Source organism: Rudaea cellulosilytica DSM 22992, from assembly GCF_000378125.1.
GTDB classification, from domain to species: Bacteria; Pseudomonadota; Gammaproteobacteria; order Xanthomonadales; family Rhodanobacteraceae; genus Rudaea; species Rudaea cellulosilytica.
The window spans coordinates 1,746,020-1,762,189 of the sequence record NZ_KB899241.1; the positions used below are offsets into that span (position 1 = coordinate 1,746,020).

Sequence of the window (16,170 nt, forward strand, 5' to 3'; positions counted from 1 at the left end):
GGTATAACGCAATGGCAATGAAACCCCTATTTTTCAGCTTGTGCATTACGCTGGCGCTTTTGCAGATCGGTTGCGGCCGATCCAAGCCGGCGTCGTCCAAGGTGGCGACGGTAGAGGCCCCGACCCAAGAAGACGCGCCGCCTCCGCCGCCGGATGCGTTGCCGCCCAAGCCTGCGGCGGCCCCTTTGCCGCCGCAGCCGGCCGTGTCCCGCCCAACAGGGTCTATTCCATTTGCTCTACTGCCGCGCGGCAAGGATCCCGCTGGTGATGCTGAACATCAGAAATTCCTTGAGGCCAGCGCAAAGCAGGCGGACGCGGTCAAACGCGAGCTGGAGCAAAGGGCGGCGCAGTTGCAGAATCAGCCTGAAAGCAAAAGCGATCAATGAAGCGGGTTTCCGTTGTAAGGAGTGCTAAGTGAACTTACCTCTTCGTCCCGTCCTTGGGATCCTGTTCGCGGCGCCCGTATTGTTAGTCGGCTGCGCCAATCTGCCCGGCATCAAACAGGACGCGGTAACCACGGAATTGAGCACGGAAAAACCCGTGCCGCCGCCGCCGCCGTATCATGTGCCGGACGAGTCCAAGCCGATTACGATCAGGCAGGGCGCCGGCAGCAAGCCGCGCACCGACGCCACGTTGACGCCGGGCACCGGGCAGTTGATCAACTACGAAGCAGCCGCGGCACCGGTCTCCAAGGCCACATCCGCCGGCTCGGGTGAGATCACCTTCAACTTCGAAAACCTGCCGATCCAGGCGGTGGTGCAGAACATCCTGGGCGGGCTGCTCAACGAGAATTACACGGTTTCGCCGACGGTCACCGGCAACGTCACCTTCTCGAGCTCCAAGCCGGTGGCGATCGACCAGGCGATGCCGATCCTCGAGATGCTGCTGGCGTGGACGAATAACGCTCTCGTGCGCAAGCAGGGCCGCTACGAGGTCGTCCCGGTCAAGGATGCGATTGCCGGCAGCCTGAGCCCTGGTTTGTACTCGATCAAGGCTGTGCCCGGCTATCAGGTGCGCGTATTCCCGCTCAAGTACATCTCGCCGAGCGAGATGCAGAAGCTGCTCAAACCCTACGCCAAACCCGATGCGATCGTTTCCGCAGACAACTCGCGCGCGATGATCGTGCTCGCTGGCACCGCGTTCGAGCTGCAGAGCTACGAGCACACGATCAATGTGTTCGATGTCGATTGGCTCAAGGGCATGTCGGTCGGCGTCGTTGGCCTGCGCAATATGGAGGTCGCCAAGCTCATGCCCGAGCTCGACAAGATGTTCGGCGACAAGGCAGAGACGCCGCTCGCCGGCATGTTCCGCTTCATCCCGATGGAGGCGACCAATTCGATCGTCGTCATCACTCCGCAACCCGACTATCTCAAGCGCGCGCAGGAGTGGATCTACCGCCTCGATATCGGCGTCGGCGAGAACGGCACGCAGCTTTACGTCTACGACGTGAAGAACGTCAAGTCCGTGGAGTTGTCCGACCACTTGAACGCAATCTTCACCGGCAAGAGCAGCGGCTCGACGAGCAAGAGCAACTCAGGCAACACTGCGCCCGGGCTGCGCGGCAGCTCGATCGGCGGCGGTTTGTCGAGCGGCATCGGCAGCGGCGCGATGAGCATCAACAACCAGCAGCGCTCGACGACGCCGAATCTCTCGACGACCGGAACCGGCACGGGCCTCGCGGGCGGCAACAAGGACACCGACATCCGCATCACCGCGATCGAGGAGAACAACCAATTGCTCGTGATGGCGACGCCGGGCGAATACGATTCGATCCTTGCTGCGATCCATCGCCTCGACGTGCCACCGCTGCAGGTGCAGATCGAAGCCAAGGTGCTCGAGGTCACGCTCGGCGGCGACCTCAACTACGGCGTGCAATGGTGGCTGTCCGGATTGAAGAACAAGCAAGGACTGGCCAGCTATACCGGTTCGGACTTCGGTACCAAGGGTAGTGGCTTGGGCAACTTCGCCGGAAACCCGAATGATCGCCACCAATTGCAATTGGGCGGCGGCGGCAGTGCCCAGGCAACGAATGGTCCAGGAATTTTCTATTCGTTCTTGAACAAGGATTTCCAGGTCGCCATCAACGCGTTGCAGCAGGACACGACGACTAAAACGCTATCCGCCCCATCAATGGTCGTGCTGAACAATCAGCAAGCAAGCATCACCGTAGGCACCCAGGTGCCGATCGTGACGACTTCGCTGTATGGCTTGGGCACCACGAGCGGCACCTCCAGCCTCAGCGGCATAGGGACGAACACGGGTATCGGTTCGACTTCCTATGTCAGCACCGGCTCGACTCTTCAAATTACCCCGCGCGTGAATCCGGGCGGTCTGGTCTATATGGACGTCGCTCAGGAACTCACCGTACCGGGATCGACCACGGCTACCCAGCCGAATCCCGCGATCTCGCAGCGCACGTTGCAAACGCAGATCGCCGTGCAAAGCGGACAGACCGTGCTGCTTGGGGGCTTGATCGGCGAGAACAATTCCAAAGGCAATACGGGAGTGCCTCTGCTCAGCAGCATTCCGTGGGTTGGGAATCTGTTCAAGAGCACGACCAATCATCGTGACCGCACCGAAATCATCGTGTTGATCACTCCCACGGTGATCTACAACGCCGAAGATGCGAAAGCCGTCACCCAGGAATACCAGGACAAGTTCGAATCGCTGGCACCGCTGCGCGCCAAGAAGAAGATGGAAAAAGAAACGGGCGAAGTGCCGGGCGACGCGAAAGGCGCCGTCGTCACTCCCGTGCCTTCCGCAGCGCCTGCACCTCTCGAAAAATCCAAGCAGTGAGTATGGACATGACCAGAATCAAGACTCTTGTTCTCGCCGGCGTTATCGGCATGTCGTTGCTGCTGGCCGCGGGCTGCAGCAGCAAGGATCCGGCGGAACTCGTTCGGCAGAGGGCGGTCGAGCGCTGGGATCTGCTTGCCGGCAAGCACGCGGTGAAAGCCTACGACTATCTCAGTCCAGGCTATCGCTCCACGCATACACTGGAGCAGTACGTAGCTTTCGTCGCTACCGCACGCATAAGCTGGAAATCCGCAAAGGTCGATTCGGTGCAGTGCGAGACTGATGTATGCACTGCAAAGCTCGTCGTCGTGGCGATTGTTCCCGGGGCCGTCATGCAGCGGCCTAGCGACATGGAATATCCGTCCCCCATCGTCGAGAAATGGGTGCGCAGCGAAGGGCAGTGGTATTTCCTGCCGGAATCGAAAATCGAGCCAAAAGACATAGCTGGGCAAGCGGCGGCGGCACCTGCTCCTGCCGCGGACGCCCCCGCGAACGCCGCTCCTCCTGCTGCAGCCGATGACAGCGCCAAAAATAGTCACAATTAGCGAATCGGGATCCTGTTTTCGGCCCCAAATTTCCTTGTTTTTTCAGGGTTTTATCGTAGTGCGAGAGTGCAGGCATGTAGGCCTTATCGATCGCCAGAAAGGTCGGTGCGGGGAACCTCGGAAATAGTTTTCTCGGGGAGTTGCGCGGGCGATTCGGATATCGTAGACTTGAAGTGCTGTTGCTTGGACTCGTCGGGACTTCTTGCCTAAAAGCAGGAGTACGAATGGGCGGGCCAGCAAAAACATAAGCCCTGTGACCGAAAGGAGTTTAGTAATGAAAAGAACCAGTCTTACGACTGCCGTCATCGCCGGTATCGCCGGTGTGGCTGGCATTTCCAACATGGCCAGCGCCGTCTATCTGAACAATGACGGTCTCGGTCAGGTCCTCATCTACCCGTATTACACCGTCAACGGCGGCAACAACACGCTGCTGACCGTGGTCAATACGACCAATCAAGGCAAGGCCGTCAAGGTCCGCTTCCTTGAAGCCTACGACAGCCGCGAAGTCCTCGACTTCAACCTGTACCTCTCGCCGCAGGACGTCTGGACGGCAGCCGTTGTGCCGGTTGGCGGCGGTGCGGGCGTGTTCACCAACGACAACAGCTGCACGGTGCCGGCGCTCCCGACGAGCCTGGCCACGGCTCAGCCGTTCCTGACCTATGCCTACGACGGCACGGGTGATACGGCGGCCGACGGCGGCCCGACCGGTGTTTCGCGTACGCTCGAAGGTTATGTCGAGCTGATCGAAATGGGTACGGTGACCAATGCGTCGCAGGATACCCTGAAGTCGATCACCCACTCGGCTGGTGTTCCGCTCGACTGCACTCAGGTTGCGGACGCGTGGAACGGCGGTTATTGGGACATCACCGCTGGCGGCGATGTGACGATCGATTTGTCTGCGACCTCCGGTGGCCTGTTCGGCTCCGGCGCGATCATCAACGTCAACCAGGGCACGATTGCCGGCTATAACGCCGATGCGATCGATCAGTTCTACTCGGATACGTTCTCGCACCACACCGCTCCGGGTTCGCTGTCGCCGAACATCTCCAGCGCCACCTCGCACGTGAGCTATGTGTTTGCGCCGAGCCCGACCACGACCTCGCCGACGCTGATCACCACGAGCTACACCTCGGGTGTCGACGCCGTGAGCTCGCTGTTCATGGCCGACAAGATCTTCAACGAGTACTGGACCGCTGGCGGTACCGCGGCCAACTCCGAGTGGGTCATCACGTTCCCGACCAAGCGCTTCTACGTCGATTCCGCCAGCGCCGCTGCCGGCCATCTGCAGCCGTTCGACAAGCTGTTCTCGAAGGGCGTTTCGTGCGCGCCGATCGGCATTGGCATCTATGACCGCGAAGAGCGCACCACGTCGGGCACGATCGGCTTCTCGCCGGCCAAGAGCCAGCAGGGTGCCGCGCTGTGCTACGAGGCACAGGTGGTCACGTTCAACCAGCCGGGTATTGGCACGGCGGCCAGCGCAGTGCTGGGTTCCAACCTGACGGCGAACATTGCTCCGCCGGCCGGTGCGAACAACGGTTGGGCCGTGATCGATCTGTACGGCAAGAGCGCAGCGAACCACGTCCTGCCGGCGGCCTACACCGACGGTACTGTCGGTGCCGCCAACGTGTTCCGCGGCCTGCCGGTCACGGGCTTCTGGGTTGCCAACCTGGTCAACGGCAACGTCGGTGGCGTGCTGTCGAACTATTCGGCGCTGTTCCGTCACAAGCTGCATCGCACCTGCGCCCAGGCCTCGGGTTCGGCCTGCTCGTAATACAGAGCGGATCGGTAGATGTAGAGTTTCAAGCAAAGGGGAGCACTTTGTGCTCCCCTTTGTGCTTTTTGGGGGTCGTAAAAAAATGAAGGATTGGCGGTGCCGTGCAGAACCGCGGTCCTGATACGTTGTCGATATCCAGCCTTGCAGAAATCGGAGTACATAACATGCTGAACAAACTGTTCTTGGCCAGCGCAGCAATGCTGCTGGTCTCCTCGGCGTTCGCCCAAACCCCTGCCACCACAACCACGACTTACAGCACCCCGCCGACCATCGTCGCGGGAGGTTGCAACATCACCGGCGCCACCGTCTTCCATTACGATCCGTCCACGAATACCATTACCCTCGACAATGCTACGGACAGCTGCAGCACCAGCCCCCCCGGCAACCAGACAGCCAGCGTGTCCGTTTCCATCAGTCCGACGAGCTATACGCTTGGCTCAAGTGCGGCCCCGCCGGTCGTCAGCGTGACCTACAATACCCCGGCGGCCGCGGTGACCTGTACGCTCAATCCGACCAACGGATTCTCGGTCACCTCGGCCGGCACCATCACCGGAACCGGTACGTTCGCGCTCAGTGCGCCTACAACGCAAGGAACTTTCACCTTCACGCCGACGTGTACGACCAATACGAGCGGCTACAACCCCGCGGTCTCGGTGTCGGGATCCACGTCGCTGACGGTCAACCCCGCCCCGGTTAACACCAGTGGTTGTGATGCCACTCAGATGAGTTCGTCGCTGAACGGAATCACGCTTAAGCGCCAATGCAGCGGCCAGGTCAATATCATGCCGAGCACTATTGCCTACAACAATGCGCTGACCGATCTCGGCACGGTGTTGGGCAACTCGTCGTTCCCGGCCTACAAGTACGCCGGCTACTCGCCAACGTTCACGATCCAGTCGGGTTATTACGTCGCGTTGGCATTCAAGCCCACGACGACCGGCGCGTTCCAGCTCGTGGCCAATACCAGCTATGGCGACGGCGGCATGATCTCGCTGAGCACGGTGCCCGGAGCGCTCACCCGAGGCAGCACCGGCGCGATCTGCGTGCAGGGCGCCAATGCGTCGAACAGCTTGTACGTCAGTACTACGTCGTCGACCTGTCAGGTGACGGCGGGCACGACCTACTACATCAATTTCGCCGATACGAACATCAACGGCGATGCGCTCTGCTACAACGGCTCGGCCGGCAGCTGCAACACCTCGCAGGTGTCGTACACGCTGTACAGGTAAGGCGTTCTGTAAAGCCCCCGCGACAATGCGGGGGCTTTTCGAAGCGGCAAGCTGGATTGTTCAATCAATTTCAAAGGCCGGATAATTCCGGCCTTTGCTTTTAGGCAGAAGGGAAGACATGACGCTAAAGAAAATTTTCGGCACGATTCTGGCGCTGGCCGGCATCGCGGGTACGGCATTCGCGGGCGACGATGTGGAGCTGGTCAAGCAAGGCGGCACCGCGGTGACGTTGGCGGACGTCGATGGTTTCCTGCAGCAGATGCCCGAGAATCAGCGAGAAACCTATCTCAGCAGCCCCGATCGTGTGCAGCAGATGCTGATCGGCATCCTGCGCGACAAGCAATTGGCGAACCAGGCCATTGCGATGAAGCTCGACCAGGATCCGCACGCGCAGGCCGAAATCGCTTTCGCTCGCGACCGGATTTTGTCGCGCAGACGGATGAATGCCTACGAGGCCTCGCTTCAGATCCCTTCGATGGAAACCGCGGCAAAGGAACAATACCTGGCGCATAAGGCCGACTACGTCGTTCCCGAAGTCGTCGACGTGCAGCACGTGCTGATTTCCGAACAAGGCCGCAACGACGCGGACGCAAAAGCGCTGGCGGAAAAAGTTCGCGCGGAAGCGGTGGCCGATCCCGCGGCCTTCGACCAGCTGGTGAAGAAATATTCGGAGGATCCTTCGAAGGCAAGCAATCTTGGGCAGATTCGCGATGCGACGTCGTCTAAACTGGTGGGCGAGTTCAGCGCCGCTGCGAAAAAGCTGACGAAAGTCGATGAGATTTCGCCGGTGGTCAAGACCGCATACGGCTACCACGTGCTCAAGTTGATTCAGCGCACACCAGCGAAACCGCAGGAGTTCGGTGCGGTCAAGGATCAGTTGATCGCCAAGCTCAAGCAGAACTATGTCGCCGAACAACGCAAGGCGTTTCTTGCCAAACTGGACAACGGGGCGTCGAGCGTCAATCCACAAGGCATGGAGGCCATGCGCGAACGCTACAAGCTCGGAGAACAGCCTGACATCGGCGCTGCAACCAAGGCGGCGGAGAAAGGTTCTAAGTAACCTTTCAGCAGGCGCATCATTTCGATGAGCGAAATCCTGCGTCCGCTCTCGATCGTCCCCATGTAAAAGCAACTGGCTTTGGCTCGAAGATTCGAGCCAAAGCTGACGGCATTGCAAAAGAAAGCAGAAGCAGGCCATGGGAATCCCAAGAACGCCTCGCCACAGCGTTCGCATACAATTCAGACGGTAGTTCGATGGCATGACACTCGATGAGCTCCAACCGCGTAGAGTGGGGAAATTGCGGGCCATCTCGCTCCACTTCATTCGCCGCGAGTTGCACAACCGTTATCTGGGCAGCATCAGCGGTGGCGTGTGGGCATTGCTGCAACCGCTGATCCAGCTGGTCATCTATGGTTTCGTCTGGACCTACGTATTCAACATGCGCTTGCCGGGAGCGGGCGCCACACCGGTGGCGATCGTGCCGTTTCTCGCGCTCGGCGTGTGGCCATGGAACGCCTTCAGCGAAGCCGTGCTGCGTTCGGCCACGGTGATCCAGGACAATGCGGGACTGATCGGCAAAGTCGCCTTCCCGCGGGGCGCGCTCGTCTTCGCGGCGAGCAGCGCGAGCTTTCTCCTGCACGGCGTCGGTTTCATCGTCGTCGTGATAGCGAGCGAATTGCTCGGCGTGCCTTTGCAGCTCGTGCATCTGCCGTTGGCCCTGCTCGCGTTCACGCTGTTGTTTGTGCTGGCGCTCGGCTTTGGCTATCTATTCGCCGCAGTGCAGGTGTTTGTGCGTGATACCTCGCAGGTGCTCGCACAACTGCTGCCGTTGATGATGTTCACCGCGCCCGTGCTGTATTCGCGCGATTATCTGCCCGAGCGATTCCGCGCCTGGCTCGGCTGGAATCCTTTCACGTTCTACCCCGAGTATCTGCGTGCCGAACTGCTCGGCATCGGCACGGTCGGCATCGGCGCGCAGCTGGCTGCGCTCGTGCTGGCGTTCGCAGTCCTCGCACTAGGCTACGCGGTGTTCCGCCGACTGGATGCGCGCTTCGAGGATTTCCTGTGAACACGGTGCGGAACGAGGCCACGGTCGCGACAGGCGGCGCAGACCTGCTCGCCGTGGCGCGCGATCTCGGCAAATCCTATCCAAAGGTGTTCCGCCGCCGCGATCGCCTGCGCGCGCTGGGCAAATTGCTCGTCGGCATCGACGACCTCGACTCGGTGCCCGTGTTGCGCGGAGTCAATCTCGACGTCCTGCGCGGCGAGTCGCTCGGCCTGATCGGCGAGAACGGCGCCGGCAAGTCGACGCTGCTCAAGCTGCTCACTGGCGTGCTGACGCCGACGACGGGCAGTGTCGAGGTGCGCGGCCGGGTCGGCGCGCTGCTCGAACTCGGCGCCGGTTTCCATCCTGAATATACCGGTCGCGACAATGTCGCGATGTCGGCGGCGCTGTATGGCCTCGCTGCCGATGAGCTGCGCGAGAAACTGCCGCAGATCATCGAATTCGCCGACATCGGCCGCTACGTCGACGAACCGGTGAAGCACTATTCCTCGGGCATGGTCGTGCGCCTCGGTTTCGCGATCGTCGCCGCACTCAGGCCGGACCTGCTTATCACCGACGAAGTACTCGCCGTCGGCGACGAGTCGTTCCAGAAGAAATGCGTGCGCTGGATGGAGGATTATCTCGCCCATGGCGGCACGCTGATTCTCGTCTCGCACAGCATGTACCACATCCAGAAGCTGTGCCGGCACGCGCTGTGGCTGCGCCAGGGCGAAGTGGCGGCCGCCGGCGACGTGTTCGAGGTGACCCAGGCCTACCTCGCCTACCACGAACGCAAGTCGGTGGCCGCGCCGGATCGCGGCATCATCGCCGCGCAGGGCGTCGAATTCCACCTGCTTGGCCTGGCCGCCAACGATCTGGAGCAGGAAACGCCGGTGTTCCTCAACCAGGGCGACACGTTGCGCCTGACCGCGCGCGTGCGCTCGCGTGACGGGCGTCCACCGACTGTGGCGTTCGGCATCGCACGCGTGGACGGCACGGCCGTGTACGGCGTCAGCAGCGAGATGGACGGCATCGCACCGCAGCGTCTCGATGCGCACACTTGGGTCGCCGAAATCGTGTTCGACGATCTTACCCTGCTGCCGGGAGCCTACACGGTCAAGGCGCATCCGATGGATACCGAGGGCGTGCGCCTGTTCGACACGATCGAGCGCGGTATCGTCGTGCGCGGCAGTACGCGCGAATTTGGCCTGGTCCGGCTGCATCACCGCTGGAACGATGCGCCCGCACAAGTCATGGCGCAAAATGGCGCCGATTCAGCTTCTTCGAGTTCGTCATGACGACTTCGCCCTCTGCGCCGGCCTTGGAATTTACCGGCGAGCGCTTCACCCCCGAGTGCGTGCGCGAGATCTGGTACGAGCACTGGGCACGCTACGCCTTTGCTCTTGATTTCGCGCGCGACAAGCGCGTGCTCGACGCAGCCTGTGGCGAGGGTTTCGGCAGCGCCTTGCTTGCGCGTAGCGCGCGCTCGGTAATCGGCCTGGACGTGTCCGCGCAGGCGGTCGCACACGCGCAGGCGCGCTATGGCGGCGCCGCGAACCTGCGCTATGTCCAGGGCGACTGCACGCAGCTCGATCTGCCTGCCGCAAGCGTCGACCTCATCGTTTCGATCGAGACCCTTGAGCACGTCGCGGCTCAAGAGGCGATGGTTGCCGGCTTCGCGCGCGTCCTCGGTGAGGACGGCATTTTCATCGTCTCCTCACCTGACAAGCGCACCTACAGCGACGTCACCGGTTTCCGCAACGAATTTCACGTACGCGAGCTGTATCGCGACGAATTGCTGGCTCTGCTCAAGTCGCATTTTCCCGAAGTACGCCTGTACGGACAGAAGCTGCTGTTCCAGTCCGCGATCTGGGCGCTGGACGATGGCGAATCGCCGACTTGCAAAATCGCCGCGAAGACCGCCGAAGCGGCCGCCGACGGCTCGACTTTGGTAAAATCCGGCCTGCAATACGACCCGCTGTATTTCATCGCGGTGTGCTCGCGCCGGCCGCTGGGCGAGTTGCCGCGGCTGGCGTTGTTTGGCGACCGGGCCGAATCGGTGTACACGCACTACAACCATGAAGTGCGCAAGAACATCGCCGCCGGCGGACGCATAGCCGAACTCGAAGCGCAGGTCGAAATGCTGCGCGCCGAGGTCGAGCGCTTGCAGACTGCGGCGAAATCGTAAACTCGCTTGCGCGGCGATTGCGCCGCAGGCATCTCCTTTCTTTCAGGCAATCTCTTGAGCTACCAATTCAACTACACCCTGCCGCCGCTGAATGCCGCGGCGCCGAAGGCCGATCCGAACGCGCCGACCTATGCGTCCGAGGACGGCATGGTCGCCTCACTGTCGAGCCAGGAATGCATTTTCCAGATCCGGCGTACGGGCGAGCCGCACGTCATGACCTTCCAGGTCCTGCAGGCGATGGACCAGTGCCGCGAGTTCCGCACGCTCGACGAGCATGTCGCCCGCATTCAGTCGACCCAACCCGCACTCGCCAGCAAGCGCGACGACGTGAAGCGCGTGCTAGAAAGTCTCGTCCAGCGCAAGTTGCTCATCTCCGATGCCAGCTTCGTCGAGCGCCTCGGCACGTCGTCCGCGATCGCGCAGGCGCCGATGCGCGCCGTATTCATCCGCGCCTGCGACCGCCCGCAGCAACTCGCCCACCTGTTGACCTCGCTTGCCGAGTACGAGCGCCGCTTCCGCGCCGGCCGCCGCTACGTGCTGCTCGACGATTCGGTACTGCAGGCGAGCATCAATGAGCAGCGCGATCTGCTGCGTGAATTCGCGCGCACGACCGGCTGCAAGGTGCACTACATCGGCCACGCCGAACGCACCAAGATCGTCGACAAGCTGGCGCGCGAATTCCCGCAGGCGAAGGCGACGATCCAGAACCTGCTCGTGCGCGATAAGAGCGCAGGTACGCAGCGCTTCGGCGGCGGCCGCGGCTGGAACATGGCCTTGCTGCTTTCGGCCGGCTCGCGCTTCGCGCTGCTCGACGACGACCTGCGCCTGAATCTCAAGCGACCGCCGTTCGCGCGCGTCGGACTCGACCCGAACCCGTCGCCGCCGATGGAAGCGGCATTCCTGGCCAATATGGAGGAAGCGTTCGGCTACGGCGAGGACGTCGATCAGGATCCGTTCGCGCTGCATCTCGATGCCTGCGGGCAGATGCTCGGCGCGCTGACGCGTACGGCGTATCCGCTGTCGCGCCAGGCGTTGCGCGGAATGAACCTGTCGCGGCTGGAAATCCTGTCCGCGCCGTCGCGCGTCGTCGCCACCCAGCTCGGCACCTACGGCAGCGCTCGCACCGAGAACGGCTTGTGGCTGTATCGGCTCGAGGGCCGCAGTCGCGAGGAACTGTGGCGCGAGCGTGCAAGCTACCTGCGCAACACCGAGGCGCAACACATCTGGTTCGGCGTCGCCCAAGCGTTGCCGAAGGAAATCACCGGGTTTACCCCGTTCACATTCGACAACAGCCTGTTGCTGCCGTGCACGAATCCGGTCGGTCGCGGCGAGGACAGCCTGTGGAGTGCGCTGACCCGCTACGCGCATCCCGACGCGGTCGTGCTCGAACTGCCCGAAGCGATCGCGCATGTGCAGGAAAGCCAGCGCAACCGCTCCGAGATCACGCGTAGCGCATTTGCTCCGCGCGTCAACCTGTTCCTGCGCGACTATATCCAGCGGCAATTCGGCCTGTACAAGGCAGCCGATCCCGCGCAGCGGCTTTCGTTCTTTGCCGACGTGCTACGCGATCTTGCCGGCGCGAGCGAGGCCGAGCGCGTGTCGAATCTGCGCGAATACCTGAGCTACGCGCGTGCCGATCTGATCGATCGCCTGCAGCACCAGATCGAAGCGGCGACCGAGGCGCCGATCTACTGGCAGGCCGATGCGCGCGCGATCGTGGAAAGCAACGCCAAGGCGCTTCTTGCGAAGGTTCCGCCGCGGCTGGGCGACTGGCCCGAAGACATCGACGATGCCGGTTGCGCCAAGGCGCTCGTCGGCGAGCTCGACGGCATGGCCGATGCGCTCGAGCATTGGCCGGCGCTGTGGCGTCACGCAGCAGAGCAGGGCGAGAAGCTGCTCGGCGCGCTGTAGCCGTTGCGCACGTGAGCGATTCCCGCGAGCGATCGTCCGCCGAGCAGGGTTTCACCAGCGTCGTCATCGTCACTGCCGACAGTGGCGCCGGAGTCGGCGACAACATCGAGCGCGTGCTGCGCAGCACGGCACCGGTCGAGATCATCGTCGTTGACAACGACTCGCGTGACGGCAGCATCGAGCAGCTCGCGCTGCGCTTCGCGCAGAACGCGTCCGTGCGCATCCTGCGCAACAAGGAAAACCTGGGCTTCGGTACCGCCTGCAACCGCGGCGCGACGATCGCGCGCGGCGAAACGTTGCTGCTGCTCAACCCGGATTGCCTGGTCGAAAGCGACACGATCGCGCGACTGCGCGCCGTGCTCCGCGCGGATCCGCGCATCGGCCTGCTCGGCGTGCTGCAGGCCGGCATCGACGGGAGCATCGATCCAGCTTCGCGTCGTCGCGACCCGCTGCTGCGGCGCGCATTGATGAGCGCGTCGGGGCTGGCGCATTTCGCCCCGCGCTGGCCGGTGTTCGCCGGTGTGGACATGCCGGCGGCTGCGAACGAGCCGGCGGTCGAGCCGGTCGATGCGGTGTCCGGCGCGCTGATGCTGCTGCCTCGCAAGGCGTTCGATCGGATCGGCGGATTCGACGAAGGCTATTTCCTCCATTGCGAAGATCTCGATCTCTGCCGCCGAGTACGCGACGCGGGTTGGCATGTCGCCTGCGCGAACGAGGTGCGCGTGGTTCACGGCAAGGGCGGTTCGAGCCGGCATCGCCCGGTGTTCGTGGCTTGGCACAAGCGCCGCGGCATGTGGCGCTGGTTCAGCAAATTCGATCCCGCCGCGCGCAATCCCGCGCTGCGCGTTTTCGTCCGTTGCGCGATCTGGGCCGCGTTCGCGGCGAGCGTGCCGCTATTGCTTCTGCGCCGTTGCCGCGTCACGCACACGATGTAGCAGAGCCAGGTTCTCGCGCAAGCCCGCATGTTCGGGCAACTGGCGCAAGGCCTGGGTCAACAGCGTCTCGGCGCGGTCGAAATTGCCTGAGTGGAGGTTCGCCAAACCGGCGAGATTGAGTGCGTTGATATCACTCGGTTGCGCCGCGAGCGCGCGTTCGAGGTAGTCGAGCGCACGTTGTGAATCTTTCTCGCGCAGGTATTGCTGGCCAACGAAGATCAGCGTCTCCGGCTGGTCGAGCAGCGGCTGGAAGAATGCGACCCATTTGCGATGCAGTTTGGCGTGGAAATGCGCGCGCTGCACCTCGTCGGTGTTGCTGCCGTGACCGACGCCGGACTCGCCGATGAATGCATTCCAGATGCACGTCGTCGCATCGACGAACTGGAAGTCGCAGCGCGTGGCGCAGTTGATGAAGAAGTCGTGGTCCTCGTAGACCGGGAATTCGGGATCGAAACGCACGCCTTCGTCGACCAGGCTGCGATGGAACAGCGTCGCGGCCGGATGCGAACGGTTCTGGTAGTACAACTGCACCGGGAAGCTCGCGAATCCGACGCGGCCAAGCGGTTTTCCGCCTGCGTCGACCACGCGCGCGCGCGAGTAGACGACACGCGCCCCGCGCGCGCGCGGCGCGGCCAACAGCGTCGCGACGTGCTGCGGCAGCAGTTCGTCGTCGTCGTCGAGAAAATTGAGCCACTCGCCGCGGGCAGCTTCGAGTGCCGCGTTGGCCGCCTCGGGCCGCGGCAACAGGCGGTCGGGTTGCGGACGGACCAGTCGCAGCGAACGACCTTTCCAGGTTTCCGGTAACGCACGGTGGCGGCCTCCGCATGCGGCGACGACGACGATCTCAAGGTTCGGCCAGGTCTGCGCCGCCGCCGAATCGAGCGCACGCGCGAGCGTCGGGCGATCCATGCTGCGGATCAGGATCGAAACCAGCGGCGTGTCGTGTTGCGGAACCAGCGTCGGATTGGCATCGCGCGCCGCCGGTTCCGTACCCACCGACATTTCATCCAAGGCTCGTATCGCCAGCGGATGACCGGGCTGCAGATGAAGAGCCTGATCGAAGCATGCGCGCGCGGCGGTGGCGTCGCCGCCCAGAAAATACTGGCGGGCAGTGAACAGAACGGCGTCCACGTCGCTCAGCCAGTGGCGCAAGGCTGCATCCCACTTGCGTCGGATCTTGCGCAGGCTTTGCGTGCGCTGCGGCGCATCGTCGTTCGCGCCGAAGCCGCAGCCCGAATCACCTGCCTGCGCGTGCCATAGGCAAGTTGCCGCGTCGACATAACGGAATTCGCTGCGCGTCGCGCAGTTGATCTGGAAATCATGATCCTCATGCACGGCGAAGTCGGGATCGAAGCGCACGCCTTCGTCGACCAGGCTGCGCTGGAACAGCAGCGCGCAGGTCGTCGCGCGGCTGTGGAAATACAGCTGCACATGATTGCCCGCGTGGCTGACGTGGCCAAGCGTGCGGCCGGTTGCATCGACGACGCGCGTGCGCGAGAACACGACGCGCTCATCTTCGTTGCGCGGCGCGGCGAGCAGCGTGGCAAGGTGTTGCGGCAGCAGCTCGTCGTCGTCGTCGAGAAAGTTGAGCCATTCGCCACGAGCCGAGACCAGGCACAGATTCGCCGCATCGGCCCGCGCCAGCCTGTCGCCAGACTCGGCAAACACCAAGCGCAATGGCCGGCCGTTCCAGGTTTCCGGCAACGCACGATGCGTGCGGCCGCAGGCCGCGATAACGACGATCTCGAGATTGGGCCAGGTCTGCGCTGCGGCCGAGTCGAGCGCGCGCGCCAGCGTAGGCCGATCCATGCTGCGGATCAGGATCGAGACCAGGGGCAGGGCGGGGATAGGTTCGTTCATCTGAGGAGGGCGGCTAACGACGCCCGTTGCACGACCGTCGCGTTCAAGGGCGGGCGTGAAGGTGCCGGTTGATTTCTTCACGCATCGTGAGGGATGCCTTGCGCGCCGCGGCGGCGAAATCCTCGCCGCTGCCGGCGTAGAGGATCGCGCGCGACGAACTGATGATCAGCCCGTCGCCGCTGCGCGTGCTGCCATTGCGCACCACCGCTTCGGCGTCGCCGCCCTGCGCGCCGACGCCCGGCACGAGAATCGGCATGTCGCCAACGAGCGCACGCACCTGCGCGAGCTGCTCGGGCCAGGTCGCGCCGACGACGAGGGCGCAGTTGCCGTTCGCGTTCCAGTCGCGCGCGATATTCATTGCGACGTGCTGATACAGCGGCAGTTCGCTGCCGTCCGCGCCACGCACGATGAGCTCCTGCAGGTCCGCCGCGCCGGGATTGGAGGTGTGGCAGAGCAGGATCACGCCCTTGTCGGCGCGGTCGAGAAACGGCTGCACCGAGTCGCGGCCGAGATAGGGATTCAGCGTGACCGCATCGGCGCCATAGCGCTCGAACGCTTCGTTCGCGTAGTGCTGCGCGGTCGAGCCGATGTCGCCGCGCTTGGCGTCGAGGATCACCGGCACGCCGGGATGTTTCTCGTGGATGTGCGCGATCAGCCGTTCCAGCGCATCCTCCGCACGCCGCGCGGCGAAATGTGCAATCTGCGGCTTGTAACAGCAGACGAGATCGGCCGTCGCATCGACGATCGCAGTACAGAATTCGTAGATCGCGTCGGGCCGCCCGCGCAGGTGCGCGGGGAACTTCGATGGTTCCGGATCGAGGCCGACGCAGACCAGCGAATTGTTGATTCGCCACGCTTGTTTCAGGGCCTCGATGAAATTCATGCGG

General features: G+C 63.0%; 13 protein-coding genes. 11 read left to right on the plus strand and 2 right to left on the minus strand.

What is annotated here, in order from left to right:
* Positions 1 to 11: 11 nt before the first annotated feature.
* The 11 genes from F455_RS22905 to F455_RS0107785 all read left to right on the plus strand — a co-directional run bounded on the left by F455_RS22905 (position 12) and on the right by F455_RS0107785 (position 13,423).
* Complete coding sequence (locus F455_RS22905; RefSeq protein ID WP_157578526.1) at positions 12 to 386, plus strand: hypothetical protein; 375 nt, start codon at positions 12 to 14, stop codon at positions 384 to 386.
* A 28-nt stretch (positions 387 to 414) separates the two neighbouring features.
* Positions 415 to 2,796, plus strand: coding sequence for a type II secretion system secretin GspD (gspD, locus tag F455_RS20105; RefSeq protein ID WP_083918828.1), 2,382 nt, complete (start codon positions 415 to 417; stop codon positions 2,794 to 2,796).
* An 8-nt stretch (positions 2,797 to 2,804) separates the two neighbouring features.
* A complete protein-coding gene (locus tag F455_RS21920) occupies positions 2,805 to 3,341 on the plus strand; it encodes a hypothetical protein (RefSeq protein WP_157578528.1) in 537 nt (178 codons plus the stop codon).
* A 274-nt stretch (positions 3,342 to 3,615) separates the two neighbouring features.
* Positions 3,616 to 5,112, plus strand: a complete 1,497-nt coding sequence (locus F455_RS20115; RefSeq protein ID WP_157578530.1) for a hypothetical protein — start codon at positions 3,616 to 3,618, stop codon at positions 5,110 to 5,112.
* Positions 5,113 to 5,279: 167 nt separating this feature from the next.
* On the plus strand, positions 5,280 to 6,344 hold the full coding sequence (locus F455_RS0107755; protein ID WP_018972717.1) for a hypothetical protein: 1,065 nt from the start codon (positions 5,280 to 5,282) through the stop codon (positions 6,342 to 6,344).
* Between the two features lie 118 nt (positions 6,345 to 6,462).
* Positions 6,463 to 7,404 (plus strand): peptidylprolyl isomerase, encoded by a 942-nt coding sequence (locus tag F455_RS0107760; protein ID WP_018972718.1) that lies wholly within the window; start codon positions 6,463 to 6,465, stop codon positions 7,402 to 7,404.
* Positions 7,405 to 7,678: 274 nt separating this feature from the next.
* The gene (locus tag F455_RS0107765) at positions 7,679 to 8,413 is read left to right on the plus strand and encodes an ABC transporter permease (RefSeq protein ID WP_018972719.1); all 735 of its coding nucleotides are present in this window, start codon (positions 7,679 to 7,681) and stop codon (positions 8,411 to 8,413) included.
* On the plus strand, positions 8,410 to 9,687 hold the full coding sequence (locus F455_RS0107770; protein ID WP_018972720.1) for an ABC transporter ATP-binding protein: 1,278 nt from the start codon (positions 8,410 to 8,412) through the stop codon (positions 9,685 to 9,687). The genes F455_RS0107765 and F455_RS0107770 overlap by 4 nt, the downstream gene beginning before the upstream one ends.
* Positions 9,684 to 10,577 (plus strand): class I SAM-dependent methyltransferase, encoded by an 894-nt coding sequence (locus tag F455_RS21925; RefSeq protein ID WP_018972721.1) that lies wholly within the window; start codon positions 9,684 to 9,686, stop codon positions 10,575 to 10,577. Before F455_RS0107770 ends, F455_RS21925 begins: the two co-directional genes overlap by 4 nt.
* 54 nt (positions 10,578 to 10,631) lie before the next feature.
* Complete coding sequence (locus tag F455_RS0107780) at positions 10,632 to 12,488, plus strand: hypothetical protein (RefSeq protein WP_157578532.1); 1,857 nt, start codon at positions 10,632 to 10,634, stop codon at positions 12,486 to 12,488.
* Between the two features lie 11 nt (positions 12,489 to 12,499).
* A complete protein-coding gene (locus tag F455_RS0107785; protein WP_018972723.1) occupies positions 12,500 to 13,423 on the plus strand; it encodes a glycosyltransferase family 2 protein in 924 nt (307 codons plus the stop codon).
* On the opposite strand, the gene F455_RS21930 is transcribed toward F455_RS0107785, so the two are convergent.
* Together F455_RS21930 and pyrF are read right to left on the minus strand one after the other, a co-directional pair.
* Positions 13,382 to 15,283, minus strand: a complete 1,902-nt coding sequence (locus tag F455_RS21930; RefSeq protein ID WP_018972724.1) for a glycosyltransferase — start codon at positions 15,281 to 15,283, stop codon at positions 13,382 to 13,384. The two genes, F455_RS0107785 and F455_RS21930, sit on opposite strands and share 42 nt — an antisense overlap.
* A gap of 43 nt (positions 15,284 to 15,326) precedes the next feature.
* Positions 15,327 to 16,166, minus strand: a complete 840-nt coding sequence (gene pyrF, locus F455_RS0107795) for an orotidine-5'-phosphate decarboxylase (protein WP_018972725.1) — start codon at positions 16,164 to 16,166, stop codon at positions 15,327 to 15,329.
* Positions 16,167 to 16,170: the final 4 nt, after the last annotated feature.

Excerpts from the sequence above, each read along its gene's own strand:
- F455_RS22905 (WP_157578526.1), top strand. The coding sequence starts at position 12 with ATGGCAATGAAACCCCTATTTTTCAGCTTGTGCATTACGCTGGCGCTT.
- F455_RS21920 (WP_157578528.1), top strand. The coding sequence starts at position 2,805 with ATGACCAGAATCAAGACTCTTGTTCTCGCCGGCGTTATCGGCATGTCG.
- F455_RS20115 (WP_157578530.1), top strand. The coding sequence starts at position 3,616 with ATGAAAAGAACCAGTCTTACGACTGCCGTCATCGCCGGTATCGCCGGT.
- F455_RS0107755 (WP_018972717.1), top strand. The coding sequence starts at position 5,280 with ATGCTGAACAAACTGTTCTTGGCCAGCGCAGCAATGCTGCTGGTCTCC.
- F455_RS0107760 (WP_018972718.1), top strand. The coding sequence starts at position 6,463 with ATGACGCTAAAGAAAATTTTCGGCACGATTCTGGCGCTGGCCGGCATC.
- F455_RS21925 (WP_018972721.1), top strand. The coding sequence starts at position 9,684 with ATGACGACTTCGCCCTCTGCGCCGGCCTTGGAATTTACCGGCGAGCGC.
- F455_RS21930 (WP_018972724.1), bottom strand. The coding sequence starts at position 15,283 with ATGAACGAACCTATCCCCGCCCTGCCCCTGGTCTCGATCCTGATCCGC.
- pyrF (WP_018972725.1), bottom strand. The coding sequence starts at position 16,166 with ATGAATTTCATCGAGGCCCTGAAACAAGCGTGGCGAATCAACAATTCG.